The following is a 17253-nucleotide window of genomic DNA, read 5'->3' as shown; positions in this document are numbered from 1 at the left end:
CTCACCTCTGTTCCATCCTCCAGAGATCTATATGTCCGTTTAACACCAAAAGATACTTCCCATTCGGCGACCAAGCTATCAGGCCCATTCCCGAAACGGCTATATCAACCCGCCCTTGATCGTACTGAGCCAACTGCTTACCGCTGGAGGCATCAAACACCGAAAGGTAACCATACGTAGGCACCCAATAACGCTCTCCTCGATAGGAAGCCACCGCCACCCGTTTCCCATCTGGCGACCAGGCGAGCGAGAACGGTGTCCATTCCACAGAGTACGTTGTCACCTTGTGACCCGTCTCCACATCATAGGCCACTGTTCCCGCCGCCAAAAATTTCCCATCCGGCGACCAGGCCGTCATGGTTGTAGTATCCCCCTTCTTGAAAGCAGATATGCTCTTGCCGGATGTCACATCCCAGATTTCGAAGTCCTCCCCTTTCTCTGTAGAGCAGCCCAGAACCACGTTTTTTTCATCAGGTGCCCATGTTATCCGGTGGCATTGGCGAGAGGACGCCCCAGGATCTGGGGAAGTTGGATCTAATGTAGAAATTTTGCTGCCAGCAGCTATATCCCAGACCTCTACAAAAGGTTTCCCCGATAGAACGAACTGTTTTGCCACTGCTAGATAGCGTGCATTGAGCGCCCAGGCAGTCACTCTGAGTTGGTCGCCTCCATCCCCATTTGCTGGCAAAGTGAGCAATTGCGTCACTGGGAAGCTGCGCACACGTTGCCCGTTTGCCGCATTCCATACCTGCACTATCGGCTTCTCCAACGGTCCGACAAAAGCCAGAATGTACTTCCCATCCGCAGACCACACCACACGCTTGCCATCTGCTGGCCCCATCACGCTCAGTGTTGGAAGTCCTCCTGGTACAGGTTGCTCCAGTTTACAGGTCGAGAGCTTCTCTCCTGTTGTGGCATTCCAGATCTGAACAGCCCCATCATCAACCCCAGCAACCGAGGCGACGCGCCTCCCATCGGGCGACCAGGCCACGTCTAGGACACCACCGACGATACCTCCCTGATTCTCTGCATAGGTCAAGAGATGGGAGGTCAGGAGAGAGGGATCGGTCAGCCTTCGATATACCAGATATCCGCCTGTTGAGAGCGCTGCCGTTCCAGCGGCAACTCCCCAAAGAATGGTCCTGCGTGAGAGTCTCGAACGCGGTATTGAGAGCTGCGGAACGCTGTTGTTGGAGATCTTCCCAAAGAGTGGTTGCGAACATCGATGGCAGTGCTCCATGCCCGGATCATTGGCAAAGCCGCAATAGGAACAAAAGATATGGGGAGACGACATAACCCTGTGTCCCCTTTCTTCAGATATTCTCAGGTATCACATGAAACATACGTCGCCGCATTTCTCAACCCGCACGACGTCTGATGAAGGCAAGTATACAGCGCAACGATTGCAGAGTACATGGGGCATATGACCTATGTGTTACCGTGATCCATTTTTGTTAGCTAGGCAAAGGCTGTGCATTCCAGGCGATACTGCGCATCTCTGTCAAGCCTCATACAAACCAATGTCTACTTGCGAGAACAAAGTTAACCAGAGGTTTTTCGCCACAAACGCTGCTCACCTCTTTCATACATGCTGCAGCTTCATATCACGGGCGGGCGCCTGTTTCTCTCCGACAAGCTGCTAGGGTCACTTTATCAATAGATACTACTGTATAAAACTATCAATTCTTTCCTTACCTCTGGTAGTATCTGTGTATTCACTTTTACCAGAAGAGCCTATCTCTCAGGCAAATAGAAGGTGAGTTCAATAGCGATTTGATTGGACTCTGTGAGGGTTGCTATGAGACCGCCTTTCATAGAAATGATCTCACACGCCCCGAAATCGCTCATGACGTGATTGAGACGACAAAAGCGTTGGCTAATCTACTTGGGATCTCCATTGATGAGCAGGAAGGCAAGAGCGAAGACTGAGCCGAGAGCGAGGGTGAGCTTGACCCCGTTTCGTAGAGTCGAGGAGTGTGGAGAACGTCTGAGCGTTCCACGTCTCATGAGTTTGCTTTCGATGAAGAAAACGTAGAGAACGTTACGTTAAACGTTTAAGATACTTTTACTCTATCAGAAAAAATACGTTACGTCAACGTTTTAAACAGTTGTTTCAAGCTCCTTTCTATTTAGCTGCTCATAGGCTACAGGGCTGAGATAGCCGAGTGCCGAATGCCGACGTTTGCGGTTGTAGAACGTTTCGATGTCGTCAAAAATGGACTGCCTGGCTTGGGTCTGAGTTTGGTAGTGGTGTCGATGAGTCCATTCTCGTTTGAGTGTGCCAAAGAAACTCTCCGTAGGGGCGTTATCCCAACAGTTGCCTTTTCGACTCATACTACAGGTGATTCCTGCACTAGCTAAAAGACCTTGATATGCTTGGCTAGTATATTGACTCCCTCGATCTGTATGATGCATCAATCCTGATTTGGGGCATCTTTGGATCAGTGCCATCTTCAAGGCTTTTTCGACCAGCTCCTCATCACGATGCAAGGACATGGACCATCCAACCACTTTCCGCGAATACAGATCCAGGATGATCGCCAGATAGAGCCAGCCTTGCCCCGTCTCAATGCCGGTAATGTCGCCTGTCCATCTGGTGTTTGGGGCAAAAGCATTGAACTCTCGATTCAAGCGATTGTCCGCTACTGGATTCTTATGTGAGCTATCGGTGGTCCGAACCCGGCGACGTTTCTGTCCTGCACTTATGCCTGCCGCTCTCATGAGACGAGCCACATGCTTACGCGAACATTTCACCCCCAGATCGTTCAGTTCCACATGAATGCGCGGACTCCCATAGATCTGCCGATTGTGCTCAAAAATTTGCTGAATGTGTTGCGTGAGTTCTTCGTTCTTCTGCTCACGCTCGCTCTTTGGTCGTTTGCGCCAAGCATAATAGCCACATTCTGAGACGGAAAGTGTTCGGCACATCGTCTTTACCGCATATTCTTGCCGGTGATCTTCGATAAACTGAAACTTCACCGCTATTGTCGTGAAAATATATGAAGCGCTTTTTTTAAAATGTCTCGTTCTTGTTTCACGACTTCCAGTTCGCGTTTGAGGTGGCGCAGTTCTTCGGCCTCGGGTGTTTGATGCCCGCTGCCTGGAAATGCCTGCTCGCCGTGCTCGGAAAACTGCTTACGCCAGTTATGAATGGTGCTGTCGCTTATCCCTAAATCACGAGCGATCTCGGTGATAGGTTTGCCACTGGTCTCGGCCAAGCGTACAGCTTCGATTTTGAACTCTTTCGTGTAGGCTTTTTGTTCTTTGGTCATCTTTCTTCCCTCGTTTGATTGAGTCTAGTATATTCCACATTTCCCGACTCTTTCAAACGGGGGGAAGCTCAAACACCATATCGCAATGCTCAAGTCAATTCCCCATAGGTCAATTGCTGGGTCACGCTGATCGTGACCCGATGTGCGTGGAGGCCCTGAAGAGAAGCCAAATGCCCCAGATAGGTGAAGTGGAGCGATGCTCTTGCTTCTCTGACTTCACAAAAACGGGTGAACTTCACTTCTGATTCATGGGGAACAAGGGAGGCATCATGCTCTTCTCCCTTCTGCTTTCCAAAAACAAACGTGCTCATACACCACACATTTGAGCAAAGAGGAAGGCGGCAAAACCCACTAGTGCTGAATCCGCATCTCATTGCGTTGTGCAAGTCGTGGGTCAAATGGGAATGAGCGAGGATAGAGTATGATATCGGTCGCAAGCGCAGCGGCGCAGGCGGCATGGAAGACGTGGAAGCCAGCATCGTCGTTCATGATCAAAGGGTACTCCGAGAGCGGTTTGCGGCAGAACGAGCAGCGTTTTGAGAGACTCTTAATGCCAGCTCTCTTGAGATGTTCGTCGTTCACGATAAGCATGTGGCCTGCCTCCTACACCAGAAATGTTGTCATCACACGCGGCCCTCACAGGACTCGCGCACGTATCACAGATCAGTGTAGGAGGTAACAGCGCGATTAGCAAGATGGTGTGTCAGTTTGAAGGCTCCATCTACGTGAAGCATTAGATGAGGAGGTCTCAGGTGAGGAACCCACGCCGCCTAGAGACGCACTTTCGGAGCCCTCAGCTTGACCTTTGGCAGATCTCCGAGACGGAATGGTTACTTGCGCTGCGCAGACCAGAGCCAAGCCCACGCAAGAAAGCGGGCAAGATCGTTCCTCTCGCTCAACAACTCCCGTTGCCTTTGTTTACGACCGGATGAGACCACCTCATCACACAACCCTCTCTCACTCAGTTGATGATGGTAATTGCGCTGAATGATCGAATTATACAAACAGCATAGTTATCAAAATTCCGCCATCATAATGACTCATACGCAAGTTCGATGATTCTCGCTCATCCTAAGCCGACACGAAAAACGAGTCTTCGCTTCTAGAGTTGGTTGGTGTATTCTCAATTGAAGAGATTGTCTGAGCTATCATCGAACTTGCGTATGAGTCTCATAATTATCATATTTACACGTTATTGCCAACCGTTATGTCATGGAACACCTGTATAACTTTTGATGTGGCAGCCGACACGCGGAAACCTCAAGGCGAGACGAGCAAAAAAGAGACCATTTCGATCTTACTGACCACTATATATATGGAGCGCTCCGTTCGCTGTAGGTAGATGCAGTGGGCGGGCCTGCTCGTAGTTGAAGAGAGGATGACTATCAGAATATGGAAGAGCTTTCGGATGTTTTCCTGGTAGAACAGAGCCTGCTTGGCCACAAAGAAGCTTTCTCTTTGCTGATCGAGCGCTATCAGGTGATGTCGCTCTATATCATCAAACGCTACGTGGCAGACGAAGAGGTAGCACGCGAACTGGTACAGGAGGCCTTATTACAAGCATATCTCTCATTACAGCAATTGCGCGATGGCAGCCGTTTCAAAAACTGGTTTTACGGTATCACCTTACATGTGTGTCAGAGCTAGCTACGTCAGCGCAAACGTCTAGATGCACGCCAGCTTGCGCTCACCGAAGGGAGCGAAGCAGAGGAGATCTGTCTTGATCCCGAGGAGGTCGTACTGGAACGAGAATTACAGCAGATCGTCTCTGAGGCGCTCTTGCTCCTCTCGCCCAAAAATCGTGAGGTGGCTAGACTTTTCTATTATGAGGACCTGAGCATACAAGAGATTGCCCGCCAAAAACATCTTTCATTACCCGCCGTCAAAAATCGCTTATATAAGAGCCGCGAACAACTGCGCAACTACCTGCAGACACGCTATCCCGAATTGGCGACGCGCAGCGTAAAAAGACATCATGACGCGCAGCGTAAAAAGACATCATAAGGAGCAAATAACCATGACCCCACTAAAAATTGCCCTGGTCAAGAAGCTTACTAAGCTCTGGACAACAACAGTTGTCTTGAGCGATGAGCGAGAAGAGAGGGCGTTACCATTCTGGTATCACAATCTCCAGATAGAGCTTTCTACCATTATTCATGACCCGCTTATCGAGGCTGGCCGCAAGGTGATAGGTGAACCATTTGCCATTGATTTTCTGCTCAAACTGATACAGGAGCTTGGTGGCAGCATCGAGCGAATAGAAATCGACGCTTTACAAGGAGATATCACCTACGCCCGATTACATATGCGCGGGCGTGATGGCAAACCTGCTCTTGTCAATACGCGGCTCGATGATGCACTCTCACTGGCGCTGCGGCTAGAGACACCACTGGCGATCAACGATGAGTTATGGCAGCATCTCAGCGTGTCACTAACAGAAAAGGAAGCAAACCGTGAGCTGCAGTTTGAGGCCGTAGCCGCAATGGCACAACATACTTCCATCAGACCCCTGGCGTCACCCATAACGTCTCAGCAGCCACGCAACCTCGATTTTCGTGATGGCCTGAAAGGCTGGCAAGCACGAGGGCTCCCTCTATGGGAAAAGCGTTTTGACTTGCAGCTCGACCCTGAGGTCACGTATCAGGGGCGTCCAGTTCTGCGGGCAGTGTTGCAAGGAGAAGATGGTACGAACCAGGAAAGTATATTGCGCAATGTCATTAGCTTGAGCCATGAAGGCTTTCTCGCCGATACCTATCGTGGCAAGCGCATGCGTCTGGTCACTTATTGCCAGGTAAGAGAGGCAAAAGAGGCCTATTTTGAGATAGTTGTCACCAGTCCCCCGTTACAGCCAGATAGCGAGCACTACCAGCTACTGATCACGCGCACGCCTCTTCTAGAGGAGACCGCCGATTGGCAGCGACAAGAACTGGTCGTCGATGTTCCACAAAACGCCAGTGTCATCATGCTCAAGCTCCACATGGCGGACCAGGGAACATTCTGGATCAGCGCTATCCAGTGGGAGCCTGTCGATCAGAGTGTCCCGCTCACACAGTTCTATCACACTCTACCGCTGGCAGATCTGCAAAACCTCGATTTTCAGCACGGCCTGGATGGCTGGTTCTCTAGGAGCGGTAATCCGCGAGACTATACCTATGGTACTGAGTCGGTAGATGGAAAAGGCACACACTGCATGTATATCAAGGCTATCAGGGAGGAGCCACGTAGTCTGATGCGGCTCCAACAAAGCATCAAGGCAGATAACTATCTTGGTAAGCGGGTACGTCTGCGTGGAAGTCTCAAGGGAAATGGATTGCTTAAGCCAGCCCGCCTCTATATGAGGAAAGGTGCAATACAGGGGTATGTTGAACACTGCATAGTGGGCACGCAAGACTGGACTGCATGCGAGATAGCGACCTTTTTACATGAAGAAGCGTCCCAGCTAGAAATAGGGCTGCTGTTGAATGGGAAAGGGCAGGTCTGGCTGAAAGATCTGGCTTTTGAGGTTGTGGGGTAAAAGAAGAGATGCCTCTCTTCTGCACGATCCGTTTAGAGAGGCATCTCTTCTTTTCAATTTGCAGTGTTATTGTTCGTAGACAGCGGTCTCTTTTTATACTCACTGGCATTCGCGTGGGCAATCGCTGTGGTGAACAGCGGGAAGAAGCTGAAGCGGTCCCCTACAGATGAACACCTGTGGGGCGTGAGAGAGGTGAACGCCATTTGGTATTAATAGTATAGCTTTGTAAGGAGGCATATTTTTCGCTTCCTCTGCTAGGGGCTACACCTCGTTGCGCAATCCGTGAGTGATGGCATACCTCCTGGAAAAGCATCGTTACCGACAACTCCTTAAAGATGCGGAGCGAATGGCAGATCCTATAGGTAAGTTGACAGAGGCATTCATCCTTGGGATCTCCCTTGTTGAGGGAAGAGGCGAGAGCGAAGATTGAGCCGAGAGCGAGGAGCGCATCTCATACGTTCCTCGCCACGTCTGGTTTGAGTGCTTCAACTGAAGCACAGGGTCATCTTGAAATGCTCAAATTCACGGAATGCGCAACGAGATGTAGCTCAAGAGTCAGATGCTGGGATCTACACGTCCGATTTGACGCTGAACTCGCGCTCATTGTAGAATAGAAGTCCATCTTTTTTTGTTTCAAAGGGAGATCCTGCATGAGCATCCACAAAGCCATGACCGATGCGGCCAGCTTCATTGACCGCTGGTTAGCCTACAAAACAGAAATGGGCCGCATTCCTGGCTTATCCGTAGGAATTGTCCATAAAAACCAGATTATTTTGCACCAGACGTATGGATATGCTAATCTTGAAGAGCGTCTTCCTACCCGCAAAGAGACAGGTTACCGGATTGCTTCGTTTTCTAAGACGTTTAGTGCCATCGCCGCTATGCAGTTGGCAGAGCAGGGCAAGCTGAACCTGGATGTGTCAGTGAGCACCTATTTACCCTGGTTCACCACCCCCCACGATCCCCGCGTGACCTCTATCACCCTGCGCCAGTTGCTTTCGCATACCTCCGGCCTGGACCGTGATGGTGTGGCTGGGCAGTGGGTCACGTTAGAATTCCCTGCACTGTCTGTCATCCAGCAACATATTTTTGACGGAGCTATAGTCTTTGATCCTGCTACGCAGTGGAAATATTCCAACGTTGGCTATACCATCGTCGGACAAGTGATCGAAGCGGTGAGTGGCGAGGCGTACAACGAATATGTGACCAAACACATTATTGAACCGCTGGGCCTGCGCCATACCGCCCCCGATCTTAACGCCAAAGCCGAGCAAGAGCTGGCTGTGGGTTACAGTCGCGATATTCCCGGCCAGCCTCGTGAGCGCTTTCCTCAGATCAGCACTGGCGTCATGGCCTCGGCGACCGGCTTTCTCTCCAACGTGCCCGATCTTCTGCGCTATATCCAGGCTCAGTTCCCCGGCGATATGACCTTGCTCAGCGAAGAGAGCAAGCGCGAGATGCGGCGGGTTCAGTGGTTGGGCGAAAACGTAGTAGACGACCAGTGTCTTGGCTTTGCCACCTGGAAAGTCAAAGACTGGCGTGTCTATGGTCACTCAGGCGGCTTCCAGGGCTTTAGCACCCGCTTTGCCTTTGATCCTCACCGTCAGATCGGCATTGCCGTGCTGACTAATGCCATCGACGGCCCCGCGCTCACCCTGGTCAACGGTGTCCTGTCGGTCATCAACACATGTATCGTAGACTACGACGAACTCGCCAACGTCGAGCTGGCCGTCGAGCATCCCGAACGCTTCGTCGGCACCTATCGTAACATCTGGGGAGACAATCAGATCGCCCACATCGGCCAGAGCCTCCTGCGCTACGATCCCGCCGCCGACCTTCCCCTGGAATTTGTGGAACGACTGCGTTTCAATGCAGATGGTAGCTTTACCGTCATGAGTGGCCGTCCCGGCGGTGCCTACGGCGAAAAGATCCACTTCACCTTCGATGAAGCAGGCAACGCTCAAACCCTCATCTCTAGCGGAAATACGGCGGAAAGGATCAGCTAAACCCTACGCCAGCAACTCGGCCAGCGAGCCAATCTCCACTGGTCCTGGCCCCTGTTCATGCAGTGGTCTGCCTTTGACGCAGAAAGCACGCGAGGCAGGAGGGCTTATGGTAGACACCGACCCAGACCGTCATCCAGAAAAAACAGCAGGAAGAGTAGAGAGAGCGGAAAACGATCATTCTCAATCTCTTGGTTCTTCTGCTACACAAAATCGGGTGACTTCCAGTATCTCTTTTCCCGCTTGACCGTGGGCGAGGAGTTGGTCAGGCGAGCTTTAGAGATGACCCTTTGAGATGCTGCACTCCGATCAGGACGGCCCTTACCCTCACACTGCCATAGAGCAGATGAGCAGATTTCTCCTAGTCCGTGAATCCCAGTCCGAGTCAACAGACACCCGGAACAGAAGCACCGGGAAAAGGGAGGGCAAGCAATGTCTTCACATACGACTGATACTCCACGCGAGAAGGGATCAACTGACGCAATCTCTTCTGGCCGCCATCAACTGAGGAAACTAGTCATCGCACTAACGGTGCTGGTGTGTATCGCTATCGGATCGATGATCTTGTATGCGATTTCGTTGATCAGAGATGCCGTCACGCTCATAATCCTTGCCGCCTTGCTTTCCTATCTCATCTATCCACTTGTGCGGTTCTTACAACGCCGCCTCCGCCGTTCTCTGGCCATAGCCATAGCCTACCTGCTGGTTGTAAGTGTCCTGATGGTGGGTATATTTCTCGTGACTTCCTCCCTCATTCGGCAATCGTCCTCGCTCGCGCACTTCATCCAATTCCTATCAAGTCCGGCTGGAGAGCGCCAGACGCAATCGCTTACTGGTGTTCTAGGAACGCTTGGCCTCACCAAAGACCAGACTGTCCAGTTCACGAACCACCTGCTCTCTCAAGCCCAGGGAGCGCTCTCAGGGGTGATTCCGTTCCTGAGCGGGCTGTTGAATAATATCGTGAACCTCATCGTCGTGGTCACACTCAGTGTCTACTTTGTCTTTGATGGCCCTGGCATCATTAGCTGGCTCAACCTGAAAACTCCGATCACTCATCGGGGCACCATGACCTTCCTGCTGCACGCGCTCGATCAGAGCATCGGCGGGTACTTTCGAGGATCGTTCTTCCTTGCCCTCATTGGAGCCTTGAGTACCGGGGTTGGGCTTACCCTGCTACACATCCCCTATGCAGCCTTGCTGGGAGCGCTCTTCTTTCTCCTCTACTTCGTTCCAGTGATCGGTGGCTATATAATCGGAGCCCTGTGCATGCTCGCTGCTCTCCCAGAGGGGTGGGTAGCAACGCTCATTGTGGCTGTCTCTATGATGCTTCTTCAGGGGATTGTCATGGGACAGATCCTGGCACCGCGCATTTTCAGCAGAGCCGTTGGCGTTCATCCCATCATGGCTATTTTCGCGCTCATCGCTGGTGCAGAACTCTTCGGGTTGCTTGGAGGCTTCCTCGCTGTCCCTGTTGTTGGTGTGCTTCAACAGATCATCGTCGCTCTCTGGCACTGGTGGAAACATCAGCATCCCGAACTATTCCCGTCAGAAGAGGTGCCTCTTCCACAAGCAACGCTCTCGCCAGAACAACAGAGTGCTCCGACGGATGGCACTGCCACTGATCCGAACCCCTGACTGTATTTGTATCTGCAACCTTCCCATATCGCTTCAGAGATGACCGGGAACACAGCGTGTGAGATAGCTGTGTTCCCGGTCATCTCTAAGGCATACTGTCTGCCACCACTTAACACTCCAAACTATAGCTCTGCCTATCACGACGCGACAGCTGACAGTTTGACTCAGCAGCTAACCGAGCGAATGGGTCTAGCTAACGGCAGGAGCGGCCTCTCTTTGTGAACAGTGAGAGCGGTGTAGCAAAGGAGAGAGCAATGGGAAGGAACCAGTCGGGTGCATGCAGCTAAATCAGGCGGCAGTCTGCTTGCCCTCATCCGCTATGCTCCTAGGGAGAAGTCGTTGCATGTACATGCTCAACCAGGTTGTCATTGGGGGTGTGAAACCCTCCATTTGAATGAAGGCCAGTTCAACTCGTGCATGTGGAAATTCGCGGCAGAACATTGGAAAATTCCGGAGATACGAAAGGAGCGTTCACGTGAGAATTGTGGTTGATTTGACACGCTGTCAGAGCTATGGACAGTGTGTGTTTCTGGCACCAAACGTCTTCCGCTTTCATGGCGAGGAAGCCCTCGAATATGACTATACTCCTGATGACAAGATGCGTGAGCAGGTCAGATGGGCCGCTGCCGCCTGCCCAGTCCAGGCCATTCTGCTAGATTACCTCGATGGGCCACCTGAGACGGTAGCTCAACCAGAGCGGATGGGAGGAAAGTTATGACGAGTACAGCTGGCTCCACCACTGGCCGCGTGGTAATCGTTGGAGCCTCTCTCGCCGGTTTGCGCGCGGCAGAGACACTGCGGTCAGAAGGCTTTACGGGCCATCTGACCCTCATTGGCGACGAACCCTACGAACCCTATGATCGCCCACCCTTGTCCAAAACGGTCCTGGGCGGGTGGATCTCCGAGGCGCATACTACCTTGCCTCGGCAACGAGATATCGCGGCAGAATGGCTGTTGGGGACCAAAGCTGCGGCGCTTGATCTGCCCAACCGGCAGGTACAGCTCGCCGACGGGCGCCGGGTCCCCTTCGATCGCCTGTTGATCGCCACCGGCACGCGGGCGCGTCCCTGGCCCGACAAGGAGCAAGCCGCCCTCGACGGCGTGTGTACGGTCCGCACTCGTGATGATGCTGCGCGGCTTCATGCCAGACTCGCGGCAGGCCCCAAGCGGGTGCTGGTCATTGGTGCTGGTTTCATCGGCTCGGAGGTGGCTTCCGTCTGCCGCGAGCTGGGTCTAGAAGTGACCGTCACAGAGCGTAGCGCGACCCCGCTGGCGGGTGCTCTTGGCGAGGCAGCCGGGACCTTTGCCGCCTCTTTACAGCGCCGCAATGGGGTGGATCTGCGCTGCAACACCACGGTTCTGCATCTGGAAGGAGATGCCTACCAAAAGCTGCACCGTGCTCAGCTCTCCGATGGAGACGAGCTTGACGTAGACGTGGCTGTGGTGGCCCTGGGCTCCCTACGCAATACGGAGTGGTTACAGGGCGCGGGGTTGGCTGCCGACGGGCGTGGAGTGGTGTGCGACGCCGCCTGTCGTGTCTTCGATGCCGATGGAGTGGTCACCGACGATATGTTCGTCGCTGGGGATGTCGCTCGCTGGCCTCATCCCCTCTATGACGGCGAACTGCTGGTGGTCGAGCACTGGAGCAACGCCGTCTCCCAGGCCGAGACCGCCGCACATAACATGCTAGCCCCTACGACGACACGCCGCGCGCATAAGTATATGCCCACCTTCTGGTCCAACCAGTTCAGGGTCAACATCAGGTCTGTTGGTGTGCCCACCTTTGCGGATACAATCGTGCTCACTCAGGCATCAGCCGAGGAGCGCCGCCTGGTCGCTGCGTACGGGCGAGGAGGCCGTCTGGTCGCGGTGGTAGCAGCCAACGCGCCCAGGATCTTAACATCCTATCAAGCGCTGATCGAAGCTCGGGCGCCGTTCCCACCAGAGCTACATGCTTCCGACGGGCCAGCCGAGCTGCATCCCATACCAGCAGGCTTTCCCAAACGGGGACAGCCCACCCATGATCCAGGTGTCGCACCGACAGGGGCTGGCCCCAGCACGCCGGAACAATGGGGTGAGGAAGAGGTGCGCAAGCTATTAGACCCACGTGTCCCGCTTAGTGCGCCACCCCTCATCACGCGATACACAAACGGGACTAGCATGGAGCATACATCCCTTCAGCAAGAAGTCCACACCGGAGAAATACGCTCATGACTCAGACACCTGTTATTCCTTCAGAGAAACTGTTTGCCCAGGTGCTCGACCCGACCAGTCGGGCCGATCCCTATCCACTCTATGCTCGCTTGCGCCAGACGCCGGTCTCGCTCCAAGAGGATGGGACCTATGTCGTAAGCACGTACCGGGAGATCAACTTACTGTTGCACGATCCTCGGATAAGTTCCGACGAGCGCAAGAGTGCCCATCCGGCGAGAACCCTGGATACTCCGGGAGGACCAAACCCGCCGGCATTCATTTTTACCGATCCGCCTTTGCATACCCTGTTGCGCCGCCAGATCATGCAGCAGTTTACCCCGCAACGGATTGGGGGCATGCAAGAGCACATCGAACAGGCGGTCAATGCCTTGCTCGATGCCAGGAAGCAACAGCACCAGTTCGATCTTGTTCAGGATTTTGCCTATCCACTGCCAGTCACCATCATCTGCCGGTTACTCGGAGTGCCGACCGAGGACGAACCGCGCTTTCGTGGCTGGTCCTCGGCCCTGGTGCGCACACTTGACCCGACGGAAAGTTTGAGTGAGGCGGAGAAGCAGCACGCCGTGCAAAGCCACACACAGCTGATTGCATACATGAAACAGCTCAGCGAGACACGTCGCGCACACCCTCAGGATGATTTGTTCTCTGCCCTGGTTGTTGGAGATAGCCCGGACGGTCGCTTGTCTGAGCCGGATCTGCTGGCGACGATGGTCTTGCTGCTCATCGCCGGCCATGAGACGACTGTCAACCTGATCACCAACAGCATGCTAGCGCTGCTGCGTCATCCCGAGGTGTTTGAGCGCCTGCGTCGCAACCCGGATCTGGCAATCGCGACGGTGGAAGAGATGCTGCGCTACGATCCACCAGTGCAATTTCGCACACGCACAACCCTTGCCGATATATCGATCGCTGGTGTGAGCATCCCCAAAGGAGCCAGAGTTGCCCTCTTGTTGGCGTCGGGCAGCCATGATCCCGCTCGCTTTGTCGATCCCGATCGGTTTTGGCCCGAGCGGGAGGAGAACGAGCATCTTGGCTTTGGCGGCAGCGACCACTACTGTGTTGGCGCCCCGCTGGCTCGGCGCGAAGGAGTGGTGGCGGTAAAGGCGCTCGCGCGGCGTCTACAGGCTCCGCGATTGGTTACTGACCCGCCCCCGTATCGAAAGAATGCAGCCTTGCGTGGCCCAGAACATTTGCAGATCGCCTTCGAGCATCTGAACGAGTGAGGACGGAGGGCCGACCCTTTTCGGTCTCCTGACGATGAAGGGCTGAGCTTCTTCTGGAACTGGAGGCTCCACGAAAATGAACGACCGACATCATCCCATCACAGAGTCAAAGGAAGAAACCACCCTCAAGTTGCTTGAGGAGCGAACCACAAAGACACTTTTTCAGAGGAGGGTGGTCAGATGTTGAACAGAAGGGTAGGAATGTGACGTGATGAGTGAGCAGCGACAATATCTGGATGTACTCCACAGACTCTGCCAGACGAGTCGATGAGCTAGCCTACGGCATGCTGGAGCGCCATGAGTTCTATGGGTTTACCCAGTTTGCAGTGACTGATCGGGTGCATGTTGCCAGATCAGGCGGCAGATCTCTTGCCTTCAACCACTATGGTAAGAGGCGTCGTTGCATGTGTGCCATGCTCAACACAAGTGGCATTCAGTCGTTCACCTTGAAACTGGGAGCCTGCGCTGATCAGTGTTGGCGCAGTGCTCAATCGGGATCGAGGATCGGGAGACGCCTCTCGAAGAGCTTACTTGACCTCGTCGGGGGGATACAACCAGGGGAAACAAAGGAAGGAGAAAGAGATGTCTCAATCAACCATCTCACCAGAACTCGCTCAGAAATTCAAGGAATATCGGCAGACGGTGACAAGAGAACCTGATGGCCCAGGCAAACGCGTTGGGTATGATGGCGACTTAAAGCCCTATCTCGTTGACATCTTTAGCAAGGCCGGCCCCTGGTTTGATGAGATGTTCTCTGATGTCCTTGATGGCTATCCTGGTTCAAATGCTCCCAATATCGCAGAGTGGGTTCTCCAATATCAGGTCGAGGCTGATCTCTGGTTTGCTTCCAATCCAGACATGACCGTCAAGGATATTGCCAAAGCAGGGAAGATGATGGAAGCGTTTGAAACCCTGTTAGATGCTGCATCAAGTTGAGTGGCTCACCTGTGAAAGATCAATAAATGCGCATGCTTGTACATCCATTGATCCTTGCCTACGAAACTGCCACACGATCAAAGGAGAACATCGATGACGCAACCATCAACGACCACGCTCGAACTGGACGACATCCAGGGCATCATCTTGCGGGATCGTCCTTTTCCCTATTTCGGGGCCTATCTCCTGCTGCGCATTGACAACCCGGCTCATGGTTGCTTGCTGCTGCGTCGCCTTGTCCCCAAGGTGGTCTCGGGGATTAACTGGCAACATTACACCGACATAGCCTGGTTCAATATAGCCTTCACCTTTGAGGGACTCAAGGCCCTGGGCGTGCCAGAGGCAAGCCTGAAGAGCTTTGCCTCCGAGTTTCAACAAGGCATGGCGGCGCGTGCCTCACACCTGGGTGACGTGGGGGAGAGCGCTCCCAGCACCTGGGAAAAGCCCTTCGGGACGCCGGAGGTGCATGTGGCCCTTTCGTTCTTCTCGGGCGACCGTGCCGCGCTTTCGCCCTTGCGCAGAGCAGCCAAGACGATCTGGCTGGGGTCTCGATCATCTACCGGGTCGATATCGCGGTTTCACCAAAGAGCGCTTTTTTTCGTCACAGCAACCTGCACCATGTTTTGACGACCAGGATCGCGCAAATATGAAAGAAGAGACAAGCATGAACAAGCATGAACAAGTAGCGACAGCACCGGAGCAGTCCTCGGATATCCAGCAGAAGGTGCAAGAGATGCGGGAGTTTTACGCCGACGCGCCGGAGGTGGGGAAAACCGCGCTGGAGAACGCGCTCCGCGAAATGGAGTTGGGGGAGCCAGCATCACAGATGGAAAGCGCCGGCCGGGTCGGCAGCCGTCAGGGCACGGTCTCAGAGTTGACCATGCTCATTCCTTTTGCGGAAGGCGGAGCGAAGCGACTCCGCGGCCTGCTGCAACTGCGGGAAGGCAACTTCCAGGAAACGGACAGGGTTGGCACCGTCCACGATATGCGCTTTGTGTTTCTGGATAACGATACGAAGCTGCTCTTCGCCACCGCCTACGATGGCGAGTGGGATGCCTACATCGACGACTTCGCGACGAAGATCCCCAACGAACTGGATTTGCTGTTCTGCAATTGCGAGGGGTGGCCGGGGATTCGTAACCCATCAGTGAAAGACTGGATCGCCAATTACCAGATCCCAGCGCAGGGTTGGTATGTCGCGAATCCGAATCTGTCGGTAGCGGAGGCCAAACGACTTCAGCGCGTCGGGAAGGCGTTGGACGAATTCTTGGACAAGGTCAGCGAATAAGCAAGTCCATTCGCAATGGGGGAGGGATTTTACTCTCCTCTGGCAGACAGTGTAGCCGGAGCCAATTTTTGAGTTCTCTCTGTACGGAGATCACCATGTCATTCATAAATCACCACGGCGAGGTAGTAGTACATATCGATGAATTGCTGCCAGAAGGAGAATATACGGTAACGTTTCAGGCCACACTCAGTCTTGCGCACAGTAGAAGAAATCTTTGGTACTATCCCTCTCTTAGGTGATGCTGCGAAGGCAACTGATCTGGCTGATCTCTTTCTGCGTTTCCCTCATGCAGTTAACTAGGGGTTCTTATATTACAGAGTGTGATAGGCAATCATCATCACTCTTGAGCTTGCCGCTTTCCACTTCCTGTGTGATATGCCAGGGATAGGAAATGAGCGTCTGTTGAAAGCCACTTCTTTCTGAAAGCACCATCAGCTGACAAGAACGAGCAGCTCACAAAGAGGCTGTATCCAGTGCATAGAAACGGAACAAAAGGGAGAGCTATGGAGACCGTGAGAGCCCGAGCGCGTGAATGGGTACGTGCTCATTACCCTTCTGGGGCGAGGCATCTCCTCCGGGCAGAAGAGTGGGCGCAGCAGCTTCAGCCGGATGCCTCGGAAGCCGTGCTGCTTGCCGCGCTTCTGCACGATATGGAGCGTGCCTTCCCCGCGTCAGATAGCCCACGACCAGACTTCTCTCGTGGCATCGATGATCCGCTCTACAATCGAGCGCATAGTGAACGCTCCGCCCGCATTGTCAGTTCCTATTTACAGGAACAAGAGACTTCTCAGGAGTGCATTAAACACGTTGCACGGCTTATTCGGGCACATGAGTATGGTGGCGAGGATGATGAGAATCTGGTGCAAGCGGCTGACAGCCTCAGCTTCCTTGAAGTCAACATTGACAACTTCGTGGACAAACTGGGGGAAGATAAGGCTCGCGAGAACGCTGAGGTGGTGCGTGCGAAAGTGCGGTGGATGTATGAGCGTATCCAACTCCCCCAGGCTCGTGACCTGGCAAGACCGCTCTACGAGGAGGCGATGAGCAAAGCCGAAAGTCGCCTCTTGTAGAAACGTCGCCTTCTGGTAGCACGATACCTGAGTCGCACTGCCAAAAACCAGGGGTAAACCCTCCCTTTCATCGAAAAGGCCGCGAGCCATCAGGGCCA

15 protein-coding genes and 2 pseudogenes are annotated in these 17253 nt (G+C 53.6%); 13 read left to right on the top strand and 4 right to left on the bottom strand.

Features of this window, described 5'->3' with window-relative positions; genetic code table 11:
* Position 1: 1 nt before the first annotated feature.
* The 4 genes and pseudogenes from K3T83_RS50535 to K3T83_RS50520 all read right to left on the bottom strand — a co-directional run bounded on the left by K3T83_RS50535 (position 2) and on the right by K3T83_RS50520 (position 3863).
* Positions 2-1294, bottom strand: coding sequence for a WD40 repeat domain-containing protein (locus K3T83_RS50535; protein WP_220210709.1), 1293 nt, complete (start codon positions 1292-1294; stop codon positions 2-4).
* Positions 1295-2100: 806 nt separating this feature from the next.
* Positions 2101-3272 (bottom strand): annotated as a pseudogene (locus K3T83_RS50530) (IS3 family transposase).
* An 89-nt stretch (positions 3273-3361) separates the two neighbouring features.
* A complete protein-coding gene (locus tag K3T83_RS50525) occupies positions 3362-3583 on the bottom strand; it encodes a hypothetical protein (protein WP_220210708.1) in 222 nt (73 codons plus the stop codon).
* Between the two features lie 40 nt (positions 3584-3623).
* On the bottom strand, positions 3624-3863 hold the full coding sequence (locus tag K3T83_RS50520) for a hypothetical protein (RefSeq protein ID WP_220210707.1): 240 nt from the start codon (positions 3861-3863) through the stop codon (positions 3624-3626).
* 161 nt (positions 3864-4024) lie between these two features.
* Between K3T83_RS50520 and K3T83_RS50515 the strand changes: the two genes are divergently transcribed.
* The 13 genes and pseudogenes from K3T83_RS50515 (at position 4025) to K3T83_RS50455 (ending at position 17155) form a co-directional block, all read left to right on the top strand.
* Positions 4025-4204, top strand: a complete 180-nt coding sequence (locus K3T83_RS50515; protein WP_220210706.1) for a hypothetical protein — start codon at positions 4025-4027, stop codon at positions 4202-4204.
* Between the two features lie 460 nt (positions 4205-4664).
* A complete protein-coding gene (locus tag K3T83_RS50510; protein WP_220210705.1) occupies positions 4665-4919 on the top strand; it encodes an RNA polymerase sigma factor in 255 nt (84 codons plus the stop codon).
* Between the two features lie 57 nt (positions 4920-4976).
* Positions 4977-5276: pseudogene (locus K3T83_RS58365) on the top strand (RNA polymerase sigma factor); the annotation flags it as partial.
* Positions 5277-5289: 13 nt separating this feature from the next.
* A complete protein-coding gene (locus K3T83_RS50500) occupies positions 5290-6786 on the top strand; it encodes a bifunctional nuclease family protein (RefSeq protein ID WP_220210704.1) in 1497 nt (498 codons plus the stop codon).
* Positions 6787-7436: 650 nt separating this feature from the next.
* Positions 7437-8792: a serine hydrolase domain-containing protein gene (locus tag K3T83_RS50495; RefSeq protein WP_220210703.1), complete on the top strand. Its 1356-nt coding sequence runs from the start codon at positions 7437-7439 to the stop codon at positions 8790-8792.
* A 429-nt stretch (positions 8793-9221) separates the two neighbouring features.
* Entirely contained in the window at positions 9222-10424 is a 1203-nt protein-coding gene (locus K3T83_RS50490) for an AI-2E family transporter (protein WP_220210702.1), read from the top strand.
* Between the two features lie 475 nt (positions 10425-10899).
* Positions 10900-11142: a ferredoxin gene (locus K3T83_RS50485; RefSeq protein WP_220210701.1), complete on the top strand. Its 243-nt coding sequence runs from the start codon at positions 10900-10902 to the stop codon at positions 11140-11142.
* Positions 11139-12638 carry an NAD(P)/FAD-dependent oxidoreductase gene (locus tag K3T83_RS50480; protein WP_220210700.1) on the top strand — a complete coding sequence of 500 codons (1500 nt, stop codon included), beginning with the start codon at positions 11139-11141 and terminating at the stop codon, positions 12636-12638. Before K3T83_RS50485 ends, K3T83_RS50480 begins: the two co-directional genes overlap by 4 nt.
* Positions 12635-13861 (top strand): cytochrome P450, encoded by a 1227-nt coding sequence (locus tag K3T83_RS50475; protein ID WP_220210699.1) that lies wholly within the window; start codon positions 12635-12637, stop codon positions 13859-13861. Before K3T83_RS50480 ends, K3T83_RS50475 begins: the two co-directional genes overlap by 4 nt.
* Before the next feature lie 582 nt (positions 13862-14443).
* Entirely contained in the window at positions 14444-14797 is a 354-nt protein-coding gene (locus K3T83_RS50470) for a hypothetical protein (RefSeq protein WP_220210698.1), read from the top strand.
* A gap of 93 nt (positions 14798-14890) precedes the next feature.
* Positions 14891-15424 carry a hypothetical protein gene (locus tag K3T83_RS50465; RefSeq protein WP_220210697.1) on the top strand — a complete coding sequence of 178 codons (534 nt, stop codon included), beginning with the start codon at positions 14891-14893 and terminating at the stop codon, positions 15422-15424.
* 19 nt (positions 15425-15443) lie between these two features.
* A complete protein-coding gene (locus K3T83_RS50460; protein ID WP_220210696.1) occupies positions 15444-16085 on the top strand; it encodes a hypothetical protein in 642 nt (213 codons plus the stop codon).
* A 503-nt stretch (positions 16086-16588) separates the two neighbouring features.
* The gene (locus K3T83_RS50455; protein ID WP_220210695.1) at positions 16589-17155 is read left to right on the top strand and encodes a DUF4202 family protein; all 567 of its coding nucleotides are present in this window, start codon (positions 16589-16591) and stop codon (positions 17153-17155) included.
* Positions 17156-17253: the final 98 nt, after the last annotated feature.

It is taken from the genome of Reticulibacter mediterranei, assembly GCF_016587455.1.
The sequence above is the reverse complement of the archived record's forward strand: the minus strand, read 5'-3'. Positions and strand labels throughout refer to the sequence as shown.

What these genes read in the sequence shown, in the direction of transcription:
- K3T83_RS50480 (WP_220210700.1), top strand. Translation starts at nt 11,139, where the DNA reads ATGACGAGTACAGCTGGCTCCACCACTGGCCGCGTGGTAATCGTTGGA.
- K3T83_RS50460 (WP_220210696.1), top strand. Translation starts at nt 15,444, where the DNA reads ATGAAAGAAGAGACAAGCATGAACAAGCATGAACAAGTAGCGACAGCA.
- K3T83_RS50495 (WP_220210703.1), top strand. Translation starts at nt 7,437, where the DNA reads ATGAGCATCCACAAAGCCATGACCGATGCGGCCAGCTTCATTGACCGC.
- K3T83_RS50455 (WP_220210695.1), top strand. Translation starts at nt 16,589, where the DNA reads ATGGAGACCGTGAGAGCCCGAGCGCGTGAATGGGTACGTGCTCATTAC.
- K3T83_RS50465 (WP_220210697.1), top strand. Translation starts at nt 14,891, where the DNA reads ATGACGCAACCATCAACGACCACGCTCGAACTGGACGACATCCAGGGC.
- K3T83_RS50470 (WP_220210698.1), top strand. Translation starts at nt 14,444, where the DNA reads ATGTCTCAATCAACCATCTCACCAGAACTCGCTCAGAAATTCAAGGAA.
- K3T83_RS50500 (WP_220210704.1), top strand. Translation starts at nt 5,290, where the DNA reads ATGACCCCACTAAAAATTGCCCTGGTCAAGAAGCTTACTAAGCTCTGG.
- K3T83_RS50525 (WP_220210708.1), bottom strand. Translation starts at nt 3,583, where the DNA reads ATGAGCACGTTTGTTTTTGGAAAGCAGAAGGGAGAAGAGCATGATGCC.
- K3T83_RS50510 (WP_220210705.1), top strand. Translation starts at nt 4,665, where the DNA reads ATGGAAGAGCTTTCGGATGTTTTCCTGGTAGAACAGAGCCTGCTTGGC.
- K3T83_RS50475 (WP_220210699.1), top strand. Translation starts at nt 12,635, where the DNA reads ATGACTCAGACACCTGTTATTCCTTCAGAGAAACTGTTTGCCCAGGTG.
- K3T83_RS50535 (WP_220210709.1), bottom strand. Translation starts at nt 1,294, where the DNA reads ATGTCGTCTCCCCATATCTTTTGTTCCTATTGCGGCTTTGCCAATGAT.
- K3T83_RS50520 (WP_220210707.1), bottom strand. Translation starts at nt 3,863, where the DNA reads ATGCTTATCGTGAACGACGAACATCTCAAGAGAGCTGGCATTAAGAGT.
- K3T83_RS50490 (WP_220210702.1), top strand. Translation starts at nt 9,222, where the DNA reads ATGTCTTCACATACGACTGATACTCCACGCGAGAAGGGATCAACTGAC.